The organism is Pseudomonas sp. Sample_14 (assembly GCF_004307515.1).
Lineage (GTDB): Bacteria > Pseudomonadota > Gammaproteobacteria > Pseudomonadales > Pseudomonadaceae > Aquipseudomonas > Aquipseudomonas atacamensis.
In genome coordinates this window covers 40,724-55,752 of the sequence record NZ_RCOC01000057.1, presented here as the reverse complement: position 1 = coordinate 55,752, position 15,029 = coordinate 40,724, and the positions used below count along the sequence as shown (strand labels likewise).

The window sequence follows — 15,029 nt, the reverse complement described above, 5'->3', positions numbered from 1 at the left end:
AAAGGCTTCCAGAATCGGTTGCCTGAGTTTGCGACTGGCCTTGTGGGCAGACGATTTAAAATTCTTGGATTGCCGACAGGTTGTTCCGGCGGCGTGTAGTTTTACTACAAATCTTCCGGCATTTCAGCCTTTCGAATGTATAGACGAGTAGTAAAACTACAGATGAAAGGCTTGTGGCCTCCGACTGCGTTGTGAGAATAATCGTTAAGGCGGGTCGATTTCCATCCGAATAAGGTGAAAGTTTGATGCTGGATGCCAAAGAAGAAGAAATTTCAGCTATTTCTAACTTTTGTTCGACAGTCCTTCACGTAGCGGGTTTTCATCATTCACTACAAGCGGCCCTCAATACGCCGATCAAGGATAGACCATGACCCTGCCCGTGCTTGCCGAACTGCCCGCCATTCTCCTGCCGTTGGTCAGCCGATCCGAGCAGTCGTTCCGTACGTCCGTCGCCGCCCTTGAAGACGATCACGGCCTGTCGAACTGGACGTCGGAGCGCTGGGCGCAATTCGCCCGCGTCAGCGCCGCCAGCGAATTTGTCATTGAACAGAGCATTCGTGACCCTTTGATGTTGTTGTCGCTGGTCGCGTCCGGCGAACTTGATCGAGCGTTTGCGCCCGGCGAGCTGTGCGCACAGATTGCCGCCGCTGTGAACAGCGCGCAGAGCGAAGACGAACTCGGCCGCGCCTTGCGTCGCCAGCGCGCACGCCATCAGGTGCGGATCATCTGGCGCGACCTGACCCGCCAGGCCGATCTGGTGCAGACCTGCCGCGACCTCTCGGACATGGCCGACGCCACCATCGATCAGGCTTATCAATGGCTGTACAGCCGCCATTGCGAGCAATTCGGCACGCCGACCGGGCGGCGCAGCGGTGAGCCGCAGCAGATGGTCATCCTCGGCATGGGCAAGCTCGGCGCGGTCGAGCTGAATCTGTCTTCCGACATCGACCTGATCTTCGCCTACCCCGAAGGCGGCGAAACCGTCGGCGTGAAACGCTCGCTGGATAATCAGGAATTCTTCATCCGCCTCGGCCAGCGTCTGATCAAGGCGCTGGATCCCATGACGGTCGACGGCTTCGTCTTCCGCGTCGACATGCGCCTGCGTCCATACGGATCGTCTGGTGCGCTGGTGCTCAGCTTCAACGCGCTGGAGCAGTATTACCAGGATCAGGGCCGCGACTGGGAACGCTACGCGATGATCAAGGCGCGGGTGGTGGCTGGCGATCAGGTCGCCGGCGCGCAGTTGCTCGACATGCTGCGGCCGTTCGTTTATCGGCGCTATCTGGACTTCTCGGCGATCGAAGCGCTGCGCACGATGAAGCAGTTGATCCAGCAGGAAGTGCGGCGCAAGGGCATGGCCGACAATATCAAGCTCGGCTCCGGCGGCATTCGTGAGGTCGAGTTTATCGCTCAGGCCTTTCAATTGATCCACGGTGGCCGCGACCTGAGCCTGCAACAGCGTCCTCTATTAAAGGTGCTGAGCACGCTGGAAGGGCAGGGCTATCTGCCGCCGGCGGTGGTCAGTGAATTGCGCGAAGGGTACGAGTTTCTGCGTTACACCGAACATGCCATTCAGGCGATTGCTGATCGCCAGACGCAGATGCTGCCGGACAGCGCTCAGGATCAGGCGCGCATCGCCTTCATGCTGGGCTTCGCCGATTGGTCGGCGTTCCACGAACAGCTGATGTACTGGCGCGGGCGCGTGGCCTGGCATTTCGCCCAGGTGATCGCCGATCCCGATGAGGAAGAGGGCAGCGAAAGCGAAGTGGTGGTCGGTGGTGAATGGCTGCCGCTGTGGGAGGAAGAACAGGACGAGGAGGCCGCGTGCCGGCAGTTGCAGGAGGGCGGTTTCGTCGATGCCGGCAAAGCCCTCAAAGCGCTGGCCGGTTTGCGTGGCAGTCCGCAATTGCGCGCGATGCAGCGGCTGGGGCGCGAGCGTCTCGATGCTTTTATTCCGCGACTGCTTGCGCAAGCGGTGGAGCATGACAATCCCGATCTGGTACTCGAGCGCGTGCTGCCGCTGGTGGAAGCGGTGGCGCGGCGTTCGGCGTATCTGGTTTTGCTCACGGAAAACCCCGGCGCGCTGCGACGTTTATTGACCCTGTGTGCGGCGAGCCCGTGGATTGCCGAGCAGATCACGCGCTTCCCGTTGCTGCTCGATGAATTGCTCAACGAGGGCCGGCTGTTCAAGCCGCCGCTGGCGCCGGAACTGGCGGCCGAGTTGCGCGAGCGGCTGACACGAATTCCCGAGGACGACCTCGAACAACAGATGGAAGCCCTGCGCCATTTCAAACTGGCGCACCGCTTGCGCGTCGCCGCTTCGGAGATTGCAGGCAGCCTGCCGCTGATGAAAGTCAGCGATTACCTGACCTGGCTGGCCGAAGCGATTCTCGAACAGGTGCTGGCCCTGGCCTGGCGGCAGACCGTGGCGAAGTACGGCACACCGCTGCGCACCGACGGCACGCTGTGCGATCCCGGCTTCATCATTGTCGGTTATGGCAAAGTCGGCGGTATCGAATTGGGGCATGGTTCGGACCTGGATCTGGTGTTCATCCATGACGGCGATCCGCAGGCGGAAACCGACGGACCGAAATCCATCGACGGCGCGCAGTTCTTCACGCGTCTGGGGCAGCGGATCATCCACCTGCTCACGGCGCAGACCAACTCCGGCCAGCTGTATGAAGTGGATATGCGTCTGCGGCCGTCCGGCGCTTCCGGGCTGTTGGTGAGTTCCCTCGGCGCGTTCGCCCGCTATCAGGAAAACGAAGCCTGGACGTGGGAGCATCAGGCGCTGGTACGCGCACGGGTGCTGGTGGGTAGTCAGGACGTTGGTCAGGCCTTCGAGAAAGTCCGTGCGCAGGTGTTGGGCAAACCGCGGGATCTGGCCAAACTGCAACAGGAAGTCAGCGAGATGCGCGCCAAGATGCGCGACAACCTTGGCACCCGCAGCACCGCAGCCGGCACGGCGGCGAATGCGTTTGACGCGGGCGTGCCGTTCGACCTCAAGCAGGACGCCGGAGGTATCGTCGATATTGAATTTATGGTGCAATACGCGGCCCTGGCGTGGTCGCACAGCCATCCACCGCTGCTGCGCTGGACCGATAACATCCGCATTCTGGAAGAGCTGGAGCACGAACGGCTGATGCCCGCCGAAGATGCCAGTCTGTTGCGCGAGGCCTATAAGGCCTATCGCTCCGCCGCCCACCGGCAGGCCTTGCAGAAGGACGCCGGGGTGATACCGGGCGACCAGTTTGCCGACGAACGCCGGCAGGTTTTGCGGATATGGCAAGAGATGGGGCTAAGCTGAAAGCGGTTTATGCAGCACCCAATACCCTGTGGGAGCGAGCTTGCTCGCGAAGGCGGAGTGTCAGACGACACCGATGTCGGATGTGATGGCCCCTTCGCGAGCAAGCTCGCTCCCACAGTGATCTGCGGTGAGCGCAGTGATGTGAACAGATGCAAAAACCTGTAGGAGTGAGCCTGCTCGCGATAGTGGAGTGACAGTCGACAGACATGTTGAACGAAATGACCCATCGCCAGCAGCGCCGCTTCCACAATGATTATCGAGGCGGGGAGGCGTAAATGCCTCCCCGGTTCGTTTTTGGAAACCACATGAATATTCTGATCGTTGGGCCCAGTTGGGTCGGTGACATGGTGATGGCGCAGACACTGTTTCAGTGTCTCAAACAGCGCCACCCGCAATGCGCAATCGACGTGCTGGCGCCCGAGTGGAGCCGGCCGATCCTCGAGCGCATGCCCGAAGTGCGCAAGGCCTTGAGCTTCCCGCTCGGCCACGGCGCGCTGGAACTGGCGACGCGCCGGCGCATCGGCAAATCCCTGCGCGGTCAGTACGATCAGGCGATCCTGCTGCCCAACTCGCTGAAATCGGCACTGGTGCCGTTTTTTGCCGGCATCCCGAAACGCACTGGCTGGCGCGGCGAGTTCCGCTATGGCCTGCTCAACGACGTGCGCACTCTCGACAAAGAACGCTACCCGCTGATGATCGAGCGTTTCATGGCGCTGGCCTATGAAGCGAACGCCGAGCTGCCAAAGCCGTACCCGCGCCCGAGTCTGCAAATCGACCCGGTGACCCGCGAAGCGGCACTGGCCAAATTCGGCCTGAGCCTTGATCGCCCGGTCCTGGCCCTGTGCCCCGGGGCCGAATTCGGCGAATCCAAGCGCTGGCCGTCCGAGCACTACGCCAAGGTCGCCGAAGCGCGCATCCGCGAAGGCTGGCAGGTATGGCTGTTCGGCTCGAAAAACGATCACGCGGTCGGCGAAGATATCCGCGCACGTTTGATCCCGGGCCTGCGTGAAGAATCGGTCAACCTCAGCGGCGGTACCTCGCTGGCCGAGGCCATTGACCTGCTCTCATGCGCTGATTCGGTTGTATCCAATGATTCCGGCCTGATGCACGTCGCTGCGGCATTGAATCGTCCGCTGGTCGCGGTGTACGGCTCGACCTCGCCGGGCTTCACCCCGCCGCTGGCCGAGCAGGTCGAGATCGTGCGCCTGGGCATCGAATGCAGCCCGTGCTTCGATCGCACTTGCCGGTTCGGCCATTACAACTGCCTGCGCCAGCTGATGCCGGACGCGGTCAACGATGCCTTGCAGAAGTTGCAGGGCTCCGTGGTCGAGGTTCATTAACTTGCGGGTATTGCTGATCAAGACTTCATCGCTGGGCGACGTGATTCACGCGTTGCCAGCGCTGACCGACGCCGCACGGGCGATCCCGGGCATCAAGTTCGACTGGGTGGTGGAAGAAGGCTTCGCCGAGATTCCGAGCTGGCACCCGGCGGTCGATAAAGTGATTCCGGTGGCGATCCGCCGCTGGCGCAAGAATTTGTGGAAAACCATCACCGGCGGCGAGTGGAAACGCTTCAAGCAAAGCGTGCGCGCCAATAAATACGATCTGGTGATCGACGCTCAAGGCCTGCTGAAAAGTGCCTGGCTGACCCGCTACGTCAAAGCCCCGGTGGCCGGCCTCGATAAAACTTCCGCGCGCGAGCCGATGGCTGCGCGCTTCTACGATCGTAAACTCGCTGTCGCCCGAGGCCAGCACGCCGTCGAGCGCGTACGCCAGTTATTCGCCATCGCTCTGGGTTACGACTTGCCCAAAGGCCTCGGCGATTACGGCCTCAACGTCGAGCGACTGGTCGAGTTGCCACGCAAGAACGCTTACGTGGTGTTCCTCCACGGCACCACTTGGGATACCAAGCACTGGCCGGAAATCTACTGGCGCGAGCTGACCGAGCGGGTCGGCTACCTCGGCGTTGGCGTGAAGCTGCCGTGGGGCAGCCCGCAGGAAAAGGCCCGCGCCGAACGCATCGCTGCCGGCTTCAAACACGCCGAAGTGCTGCCGAAGCTCAATCTGGCCGGCGTCGGCAAAGTCCTCGCCGGCGCGCAAGCCTGCGTGGCGGTGGACACCGGGCTCGGCCATCTGGCCGCTGCGCTTGATGTACCGACGATTTCGTTGTTCGGCCCGACCAACCCGGGCCTCACCGGCGCCTACGGCAAGCTGCAGATTCATCTGGCCAGCGACTTCCCGTGCGCGCCCTGCATGCAGAAAAAATGTACCTATCAACCGACCGAGCAGGATGCCCGTCAGTTTGACCTGATACGCGAGCAGCCTTTGTGCTTCACGCGTGTGAACCCCGAGCGTGTCGCCAGCCGACTGAGCACGTTGTTAATGGCTGAGGAGTTGCGCTGATGCAATTGGCATTTGTCCTGTACAAATATTTCCCGTTCGGTGGCTTGCAGCGCGACTTCATGCGCATCGCCCTCGAATGCCAGAAACGCGGCCATCAGATTCGCGTCTACACGCTGATCTGGGAAGGCGACGTGCCACCGGGTTTCGAAGTGCTGGTGGCGCCGGTCAAAGCGTTCTTCAATCACCGTCGCAACGAAAAGCTCAGCGCGTGGATGGCTGCGGATCTGGCCAAGCGTCCGGTCGATCGCCTGATCGGCTTCAACAAAATGCCGGGCCTTGACGTCTACTACGCCGCCGACGGCTGCTTCGAAGACAAGGCGCAGAACCTGCGCAACTCGCTGTATCGCCGCTGGGGCCGCTATCGCCATTTTGCCGAGTACGAGCGCGCGGTGTTCGCCAAGGACGCGAAGACCGAAGTGCTGATGATTTCCGAAGTGCAGCAGCCGCTGTTCATCAAGTATTACGACACGCCGCTCGAGCGTTTCCACTTGCTGCCGCCGGGCATTGCCCAGGATCGTCGGCGGCCAGCGAATGCCGACGAGATTCGCGCCGGTTTCCGCGCTGAATTCGATCTCAAGGAGGACGAGTTGCTGCTGGTGCAGATCGGCTCCGGCTTCAAGACCAAGGGTGTCGATCGCAGCCTCAAGGCGCTGGCCGCCCTGCCTGCCGAATTGCGCAAACGCACCCGCCTGTTTGTAATCGGCCAGGATGACCCCAAATTGTTCCAGATGCAGAGTGCGACGCTGGGCCTGGGCGACAATGTGACCTTCCTCAAAGGGCGCAGCGATATCCCGCGTTTTCTGCTCGGCGCTGACCTGTTGATTCACCCGGCCTACAACGAAAACACCGGCACCGTGCTGCTTGAAGCGCTGGTGGCCGGGTTGCCGGTGCTGGTCAGTGCGGTCTGCGGTTACGCCCATTACATCGCCGAAGCCGATGCCGGGCGAGTGCTCGACGAGCCGTTCGAGCAGGCGCAGCTGACGCAATACCTGACCGAGATGTTGAGCAACGACGCTGCACGTGCGGCCTGGAGCCGCAACGGTCTGGCCTTCGCCGAGACGGCCGACCTCTACAGCATGCCGCAGCACGCGGCGGATGTGATTCTGGCGGAGCACGCTTAATGAAGTTGATGCTGGCTGAACCGTTCAAAAGCCTTTGGGTCGGACGCGACCCGTTCGCCGCAGTCGAAGGCTTGCAGGGCGAGGTATACCGCGAGCTGGAAGCGCGCCGGACATTGCGCACGGAAGTCGACGGCCATGGTTTTTTCGTCAAGATCCACCGTGGTATCGGCTGGGGCGAAATCTTCAAGAATCTGCTGACCGCCAAGCTGCCGGTGCTCGGCGCCGGGCAAGAGTGGAAGGCCATCCAGCGCCTTCAGGAAGTTGGCGTGCCGACCATGACCGCCGTCGCCTACGGTGAGAAGGGCAGCAACCCGGCGGATCAGCATTCGTTCATCGTCACCGAAGAGCTGGCGCCGACCATCAGCCTCGAAGACTTCAGCATTGACTGGGTCAAGCAGCCGCCGGAGCCAACACTCAAGCGCGCATTGATTGCCGAAGTCGCGCGGATGACCGGGATGATGCACCGCGCCGGGGTCAATCACCGCGACTGCTACATCTGCCATTTTCTGCTGCACACCGACAAACCGGTCACACCGCAGGATTTCAAACTCTCGGTGATCGATCTGCACCGTGCCCAAACCCGCGCGAAAATCACTCAGCGCTGGCGCAACAAGGATCTGGCGGCGCTGTACTTCTCGGCGTTGGACATCGGCCTGACCCGCCGCGACAAACTGCGTTTCCTCAAGGGCTACTTCCAGCAACCGCTGCGGCAGATTCTGGCAGAAGAGGCGCCACTGCTGAGCTGGCTGCAAGGCAAGGCCGACAAGCTCTACGCGCGCAAACAGCGTTACGGGGATGCGCTCTGATGGCGGGCTGGACACTTGAGCCGCAGTACGGCGAACTCGCGGAAGATTTCGGCAGCCTCGAAGCGGTGTTTGCGTTACAGGGCGAACGCCTGACCCGCGATCCGCTGTCGGAAGTCGTTCGGGTGCAGCGCGAAGGGGTCAATTACTACGTCAAACGCTACGTCGGCGCCGGTAAGGGCCTGCGCCGTTACCTCGGCAAGCCGCGGGTAAAAATGGAATGGCAGAACCTCAAGCGCTTCGCCAAGTGGGGCATCCCCACTGCCGAGGTGGTGGCCTGGGGCCTGGAGCGGCGCGGCGCGGCCTACGATCGGGGTGCGATGATCACCCGTGAGCTGCCCAATACCGAAGACCTCTCGGCGCTGGCCGAGCGCAAGGATCCCCGGCTCAAGGATCGCGCCTGGGTCGACGGTGTCAGCCAGCAATTGGCCGGTTACACCCGGACCATGCACGACCATCGGTTTACGCATAACGATTTGAAATGGCGCAACCTGCTGATCGACGATCAGGCGCGCATCTTCCTCATCGACTGCCCCAACGGCGAATTCTGGCGCGGCTTCTGGCTCAAGTACCGGATCACCAAGGACCTCGCCTGTCTCGACAAACTGGCCAAATATCACCTGTCCAACACCCAGCGCCTGCGCTTCTACAAGCAGTATCGCCAGTGTGATCGGCTCGATGTCGCCGACAAGAAACGGATTCGCCACGTGGTGAGATTTTTTGAGGGGCGCGAATGACTGATTTTCTTGCCGAACAGGACTGCGCATTGCTGGAGCGCCACGGTCTCGGCAATTTCGACGCACTGTGGGCAAAACAGCTTGAAGCTGTGGATGAGCCCAACACTGCCGGTGGCGGCTGGAGCAGCGTGTTCCGCCTGGATCTTGAAGGCCAGGGCTATTACCTCAAGCGCCAAAGCAATTACCTGACGCGGACCTTGCAGGCGCCGTTTGGCGAGCCAAGCTTTGCCCGCGAATTTCGCAACATCAGCCGTTACCGCAAGTTGGGCATACCGGCATTGCAGGCAGCCTTTTTCGGTGAGCGCAAGGTCGCCGGGGAAGTGCGCGCCATTCTGCTCACCCGCGCCCTGGATGGCTGGAGCGACCTGGATTCGTTGCTGGCGCGCTGGACGCAGCTCAGTGCCGCGCAGCATTCGGCCGTTCTCACCGCTTGCGGGCTGTTGGCGCGGCGGCTGCACGGCGCGCGTCAGGTGCATGGCTGTTTCTATCCCAAACATATTTTTCTGCGCGCCACCGGCGACGGCTATGAGGCGCAACTGATCGATCTGGAGAAAACCCGGCCGTTGCTGTTCGGCATGCGTGATCGGGTCAAGGATCTGGAGCCGTTGCAACGCCGAGCGCCGCAGTGGAGCGAGGCCGACTTGCGCCAATTGCTTGCGGCTTATCTCGACCAGCCGACTGACAGCTCGTTGCTCGACAGCTGGCTGACCCGACTGACAGCGCGGCGCAGCCACAAGGAGACCCGCTGATGCAATTGTCCGAGCTGGCCCGCTCCGGGCGCGCACCCACACTGCCATTGACCGTTACCCTGGCGGACGCCGCCGGTGCGGCGGATTTACAGTTGCTGAGCTTGCTGCGGGTGTTGCCCGGGCAGCGTTACGTTGGCGCAGGTGTCTGGCGCGGTCGGCCGGTGCTGGCCAAGTTATTGGTCGGCAGCAAAGCTGCGCGGCATTTTCAGCGTGAGCTGCAAGGCGTGCGCTTGCTCGCTGCGCAGGGCATGACCACGCCGCTGTTATTGGCCGATGGGCTGAAGGACGGCGAGGGTGGCTGGCTGCTGTTCGAATTTCTCGAGGGTTCCGAGAGCCTCGGTGATGCCTGGGCCGAGGTCGAGTCTCTGCCGACACTGGCCGATGAGCAGACCGCCGTTCTGGCCGAAGCACTGGATGCTATCGGTCGGATGCATGGCAAAGGACTCTGGCAGGAAGATCTGCACCTGGACAATCTGCTGCGTCACGGCGGTCAGTTGTACCTGATCGATGGCGCCGGCGTTCGTGCGGAAGCGGCGGGGCAGCCACTGTCCCGACAAAAAGTGCTGGAAAACCTCGGGGTGTTTTTCGCCCAGCTACCGAAGTCACTCGAGCCGTTCACCGAAGAGTTGCTGGTCTATTACCTGTTGAGCAACAGCGAACATGCGTTGCCGCTGGAGGCGTTGCAAAAACAGATCGACAAGGTGCGCAACTGGCGACTCAGGGATTACCTGATCAAGGTTGGTCGCGACTGCACGTTGTTCGCCGTGCAGCGCGGTGCATTCGCCTTGCGCGCCGTTCGCCGTGAAGAAGAAGCGGCCATGCTGCCGGTGCTTGAGCAGGCTGACGCCTTGCTTGATCAGGGGCACCTGTACAAGACCGGCGGCGCGGCCAGCGTCGGCAAAGTCGAGATAGCCGGGCGGGCTCTGGTTATCAAGCGCTACAACATCAAGAATTTCGCCCATTGGCTCAAACGCTTCTGGCGCCCGAGTCGGGCCTGGCATTCCTGGCGTGAGGGCAATCGCCTGGCGTTCCTTGGTATTGCCACGCCGAAACCGCTGGCGGTACTGGAGAAGCGCTTCTTGTGGCTGCGCCGCAGTGCCTATCTGGTCACCGAATACCTGCCCGGGCCGGACATTATCGAGCGCTTTGCGCCGTACGTGGAAAATGGCCAGGCGCCGGAAGCCGAGTTGCTGGCGCTTGATCAACTGTTTGCCCGATTGATCGCCGAGCGCATCAGTCATGGCGACTTCAAAGGCCACAACCTGTTCTGGCAGACGGATCGCTGGGCGCTGATCGACCTCGACTCGATGTGTCAGCACGCCTCGGTTGGCAGTTTCGCCCCGGCCTACGCCCGCGATCGCGCGCGGTTCATGCGCAACTGGCCTGAAAGTAGCGCGTTGTATCGGGTCATTGATGAGCGGCTGCCGAAAGGAGTCTCCAGCGCGGGGTGATTCCTTCTCACGAGCAGACTGGTTCTTGCAAAGGACCCGGTCCACTGCGAAACGGAGTCTGTGGGCAGTAGCGGACAAAATACAGCGATCTGTCCTACAACTTCTCCAGAAGCCATGAACTGTGCCCTGCTCGGGCTCGATGCTAATTTGCCTGACGATCTCGGAGGGCGAATCTTGAGCACGAAAAAAATTCTGATGCTGGGCGTAATTTCTGTGGTGCTCTCAGGCTGTGGCAGTGTCTCGACCGTTTTACAGGGCGACGCCGATGCTGCCCGTGACCTGCGCAAAAAGAAGACCTACTGCCAATCGATTCCGCGCATCTACAGTGGCCTGGCCTTCGATTTTTGCACGCTGAATGCGCCGCCTGATCCTACGGGAATGCTGGCGCCGTTTGTTTTGTTCGATCTTCCGCTGTCCGCCGTGTTCGATACGCTTTCGCTGCCTTACACGGTATATCGGCAGATTACCGATTCAAATCTGAGTATTTACTGGCGCAAAGACGGCTATTGAGTCGTTGAACCTGTTGATTCGGACCAATCGTGCAGGTGGCAATTCGCACAAGGTAATTCCCGTCATGTTTACGCTATAATCCCGCCCTTTAGCTGCCGCTCGCCCTGTGCGAGGGCACATCAATTTTCAAGGCGCATCGCGCCTGCATGCAGACTAAAGAGGCTAGACCCCTGTGGCATTGACGATTCTTGGCCTGTCCGGCGCCCTTAGCCATGATCCTTCCGCAGCCTTGTACATCGACGGCAAGCTGGTCGCGGCGGCTGAGGAAGAGCGCTTCGTACGCGATAAACATGCAAAGAACCGCATGCCCTACGAATCGGCGAAATTCTGCCTCGAGCAAGCCGGCATCAAACCTTCCGACGTTGACGTGGTGGCTATTCCATTCGCTCCGATCAGCCTGTTCGGCAAGGCCCGCTGGCACTACGCCAAGCGCTACTGGTACGCCCCGGATCGCGCTCTCGATGCGATCCTGATGGGCAACCGCCGCTACAAGCGCTATCGCAACAAGATCGTCTGGTGCCTCGAGCAACTGGGCTTTGATCCGAAGAAAATCAAGATCGAACCGGTCGAGCATCACTTGGCTCACGCCTCCAGCGCCTATCACTGCTCGGGTTTCAAAGAGAAAACCGCGATTCTCGGCATCGACGGCAAGGGTGAATACGCCACGACCTTCTTCGGTTACGGCGAAAACGGCAAGATCCACAAGATCAAGGAATTCTTCGACCCGGATTCCCTCGGTGGTCTGTACGGTGCGATCACTGAATTCCTCGGTTTCGAGATGCTCGACGGCGAATTCAAGGTCATGGGCATGGCGCCGTACGGCGATGCCAGCAAGTACGATTTCTCGCGTCTGGCCTCGTTCGAGAATGGCGAACTGGTGATCAACACCGACTACGCCAACGTGATCGGCCTGCGTCGCTATAAAGAGAAGGGCAAGGGTTTCTACTTCTCGCCGAAGCTGATCGAGTGGCTGGGTCCGAAGCGCGAAGGCGACATCGCTGATGAGCCTTACATCCACTACGCCGCGAGCATGCAAGCGCTGTTCGAGAAGCTGGCGTTGCAGATGATCGACCACTACCTGGGCGACGTGCTCAAGGAAACCGGCAAACTGGCTTTCGCTGGTGGCTGTGCGTTGAACGTCAAGCTGAACCAGAAAATCATCGCTCGCGACGACATCAAAGAGCTGTTCGTACAGCCTGCGTCCGGCGATGCCGGCACCGCAGTCGGCGCTGCCGCTTACGTGTCGCACGCCCGTGGCGTACCGGTCGAGAAGATGGAGCACGTCTACCTCGGCCCGTCCTACAGCAACGAAGACGTCATTGCTGCGTGTGCCCGCCACGAGAACAAGCCGACCTGGCGCAAGCTCGACAACATGCCGGAGCAGATCGCCCAGATCATGGTCGATGGCAACCCGGTCGCCTGGTTCCAAGGCCGCATGGAGTTCGGTCCGCGCGCATTGGGTGGTCGTTCGATCATCGGGTGCCCGAGCGTGGCCGGTGTCGCCGACCGCATCAACCACCAGATCAAGTTCCGCGAGCGCTGGAGGCCTTTCTGCCCGTCGATGCTCGACACCGTCGCGCCGCAGATGATCAAGATCGACCACCCAGCGCCGTTCATGACCTTCACCTTCGAAGTCGCCGAAGAATGGAAAACCCGCGTGCCGGAAGTTGTCCATGAAGACGGTACTTCCCGGGCCCAAGTGCTCAAGCGCGAATACAACCCGCGCTACTACGACATGATGAAGGCGCTGGAAAACCTCACCGGTAACGGCGTGTCGCTGAACACTTCGCTCAACCGTCGTGGCGAGCCGATGATCTGCTCGCCGACCGATGCGCTGAACATGTTTTTCGGCTCTGACCTGCAATATCTGATCATGGAAGACATTCTGGTGGTCAAAGAGGGCGCGAACGCTTATGACTCGCTCGGCTGAACGCCATGTGTTGCAGTTCTGTCACGGCTATGACGGGCCGTTCCTGGACTGCGCACGGCAGTACGCCAGCCTGTTCGCCGGCACCGGCTATCGGGTGACCACGGTGTTTCTGACCGGGGCCGCCGATAGCGAGGTGGCCGCAGCGTGCGCTTCCGATGAAGTGTTGTTCATGGAGTACAGTTCCAAGGCCATTCGGGGCCTGAAACTGGGGGCTATCGGCGATCTGCGCAAGATCGTCGCCTCACGCAATTTCAGTCTTTGCATCGCCCATCGCTTCAAGCCGATCTATATCGCCTTGCTCGGCACCTCGCTGCCAGTGATTGGTGTGCACCACGCATTCGGCGATTACCAGCGTGGCACGCGCAAGCTCTTCGCACATATTTTCCGCAAGCGCCTGAGCCTGCTCGGAGTGTCGGATGCGGTGCGCGACGACATGCGGCGCTGCCTGCCGAAATGGCCGGCAAGCCGAATCCAGACGTTGTACAACCGCATCGATGTGCCTGCACTGCAAGCCCGTCAGGTACCTTCCGAAGAAGCGCGGCAGATCCTCGGGCTGTCGCCGCATGCCTGGATCGTCGGCAACGTCGGCCGCCTGCACCCGGACAAGGATCAGGCCACGTTGCTGCGCGGGTTTGCCCAGGCGCTGCCAGGCCTGCCGGACAACAGTCAGCTGGCCATTCTCGGCAGCGGTCGTCTGGAGCAGGATCTCAAGGCGCTGGCGCGCGAGCTGGGGATTGCCGATCGAGTGCTGTTTCTCGGTCAGGTGCCTGATGCGCGCAACTACTTTCGCGCCTTCGATGTATTTGCCCTGAGCTCCGATCACGAGCCGTTCGGCATGGTGCTGCTGGAGGCCATGGCTGCCGGCGTGCCGCTGCTGGCCACCGCGTGCGGCGGGGCGAAGGAGGTGGTCGAGGGGGTGGGCATTCTGTTTCCACTCGGCGATGCCGAACATCTGGCTCAAGGGCTGCAACACCTGGCCGCGATGGATGAGCCGCAGCGTCGTCAATGTGCACAGATGATGCTCGAGCGACTGCATGAGCATTTCTCCGACCGTGCAGTGCGCGAGACCTTCTGGCGCCTGCCGCCAGTTACCGATCTGGCAACGAGGGGCTGATGCTCAACCGATTTCAAGGCTGGCGCGAACGTGGCTGGTCGCCCGTTGACGCCTCGACCTACGCCACTGCCTGGCAGCGTTATGGCGGCAGTGTCGCGACACATCCGCTGGTCATCGAGCGCCTGGCGAACCTGGCCGGGATCCCGGTGCGTTATCTGGCCTGGCAGCCGCAGGGCGAGGTTAAAGCCGCCATCGCTACCTGGGGGCGCGACCTGGCTCTGTCCAAGGACGTGCTCAAACGCAACGGCAAGAAAGGCCTGTTCGACCTCGGCAATGCCGAGCTGATTCTGCCTGCCGCCGTCGATGCTCAGGCACCGCTGCGTCATCGGGCGCGCTATCTGTCGGCACTCAACGAAGGCCGTTTCAGTGGCCTGAAGTTGCAGGCTGAGCAACTGGCCATGGCCCGCACGCCGGAAGAGTTGTCGAAAAAGTTTCGCTACAACCAGCGTCGAGAGTTGCGTCTGCTGGAAGAAGCGGGCGGTGTGGTGCGAGCGGTCAGCGAGTTTTCCAGCGTTGAGCTGGCCGCGATGTACTGCGATCTGTTTCAGCGCCGCTGGGGCTTTCCGGCGACCGGCGCGGCGCGCATGGCCGAGGTCATCGAGTTGCTGCGCGAGTTGCTGATCGGCTCGGTCATTTTCCTCAACGATGCGCCGATTGCGATTCAATTGGTCTACCGCGTTGAGGCGGCAGAATGGATCAGTGTCGAATACGTGAATGGCGGCGTGGATCCCGAAACCCGCGAGTTCAGCCCCGGCAGCGTGCTGAGCTTTCTCAATACGCAAAGCGCTTGGGAAGACGCACGGGCACTCGGCAAGCCGCTGCGTTTTTCATTCGGGCGCGCTGACCGTGAGTACAAGGACCGCTGGTGCAACCCTGTGCCGGTGTTCACCGTATGAGCCAGACC

Annotated in this window: 13 protein-coding genes; all 13 read left to right on the top strand. The window is 61.2% G+C overall.

The window, feature by feature from the left end; all coding sequences use genetic code 11:
• Nucleotides 1-245: 245 nt before the first annotated feature.
• On the top strand, nucleotides 246-371 hold the full coding sequence (locus D8U61_RS28225; protein WP_256205860.1) for a hypothetical protein: 126 nt from the start codon (nucleotides 246-248) through the stop codon (nucleotides 369-371).
• On the top strand, nucleotides 368-3,307 hold the full coding sequence (gene glnE, locus D8U61_RS12835; RefSeq protein WP_130902899.1) for a bifunctional [glutamate--ammonia ligase]-adenylyl-L-tyrosine phosphorylase/[glutamate--ammonia-ligase] adenylyltransferase: 2,940 nt from the start codon (nucleotides 368-370) through the stop codon (nucleotides 3,305-3,307). Before D8U61_RS28225 ends, glnE begins: the two co-directional genes overlap by 4 nt.
• Nucleotides 3,308-3,612: 305 nt before the next feature.
• Nucleotides 3,613-4,647: a lipopolysaccharide heptosyltransferase II gene (waaF, locus tag D8U61_RS12825; RefSeq protein ID WP_122508544.1), complete on the top strand. Its 1,035-nt coding sequence runs from the start codon at nucleotides 3,613-3,615 to the stop codon at nucleotides 4,645-4,647.
• A gap of 1 nt (nucleotide 4,648) precedes the next feature.
• On the top strand, nucleotides 4,649-5,710 hold the full coding sequence (gene waaC / locus D8U61_RS12820; protein ID WP_130927053.1) for a lipopolysaccharide heptosyltransferase I: 1,062 nt from the start codon (nucleotides 4,649-4,651) through the stop codon (nucleotides 5,708-5,710).
• Nucleotides 5,710-6,831, top strand: a complete 1,122-nt coding sequence (locus D8U61_RS12815; RefSeq protein WP_130927052.1) for a glycosyltransferase family 4 protein — start codon at nucleotides 5,710-5,712, stop codon at nucleotides 6,829-6,831. Before waaC ends, D8U61_RS12815 begins: the two co-directional genes overlap by 1 nt.
• Nucleotides 6,831-7,637 carry a lipopolysaccharide core heptose(I) kinase RfaP gene (rfaP, locus tag D8U61_RS12810; RefSeq protein WP_130927051.1) on the top strand — a complete coding sequence of 269 codons (807 nt, stop codon included), beginning with the start codon at nucleotides 6,831-6,833 and terminating at the stop codon, nucleotides 7,635-7,637. Before D8U61_RS12815 ends, rfaP begins: the two co-directional genes overlap by 1 nt.
• Nucleotides 7,637-8,371 carry a lipopolysaccharide kinase InaA family protein gene (locus D8U61_RS12805; RefSeq protein ID WP_130927050.1) on the top strand — a complete coding sequence of 245 codons (735 nt, stop codon included), beginning with the start codon at nucleotides 7,637-7,639 and terminating at the stop codon, nucleotides 8,369-8,371. Before rfaP ends, D8U61_RS12805 begins: the two co-directional genes overlap by 1 nt.
• Nucleotides 8,368-9,120: a lipopolysaccharide kinase InaA family protein gene (locus D8U61_RS12800; RefSeq protein WP_130927049.1), complete on the top strand. Its 753-nt coding sequence runs from the start codon at nucleotides 8,368-8,370 to the stop codon at nucleotides 9,118-9,120. Before D8U61_RS12805 ends, D8U61_RS12800 begins: the two co-directional genes overlap by 4 nt.
• On the top strand, nucleotides 9,120-10,571 hold the full coding sequence (locus D8U61_RS12795; protein WP_130888135.1) for a lipopolysaccharide kinase InaA family protein: 1,452 nt from the start codon (nucleotides 9,120-9,122) through the stop codon (nucleotides 10,569-10,571). Before D8U61_RS12800 ends, D8U61_RS12795 begins: the two co-directional genes overlap by 1 nt.
• A gap of 174 nt (nucleotides 10,572-10,745) precedes the next feature.
• On the top strand, nucleotides 10,746-11,081 hold the full coding sequence (locus D8U61_RS12790) for a YceK/YidQ family lipoprotein (RefSeq protein WP_123443976.1): 336 nt from the start codon (nucleotides 10,746-10,748) through the stop codon (nucleotides 11,079-11,081).
• A 172-nt stretch (nucleotides 11,082-11,253) separates the two neighbouring features.
• A complete protein-coding gene (locus D8U61_RS12785) occupies nucleotides 11,254-13,011 on the top strand; it encodes a carbamoyltransferase (RefSeq protein WP_024011327.1) in 1,758 nt (585 codons plus the stop codon).
• Nucleotides 12,995-14,125, top strand: coding sequence for a glycosyltransferase (locus tag D8U61_RS12780; protein WP_125926294.1), 1,131 nt, complete (start codon nucleotides 12,995-12,997; stop codon nucleotides 14,123-14,125). Before D8U61_RS12785 ends, D8U61_RS12780 begins: the two co-directional genes overlap by 17 nt.
• A complete protein-coding gene (locus tag D8U61_RS12775; protein WP_130888132.1) occupies nucleotides 14,125-15,021 on the top strand; it encodes an antimicrobial resistance protein Mig-14 in 897 nt (298 codons plus the stop codon). Before D8U61_RS12780 ends, D8U61_RS12775 begins: the two co-directional genes overlap by 1 nt.
• Nucleotides 15,022-15,029 lie beyond the last annotated feature (8 nt).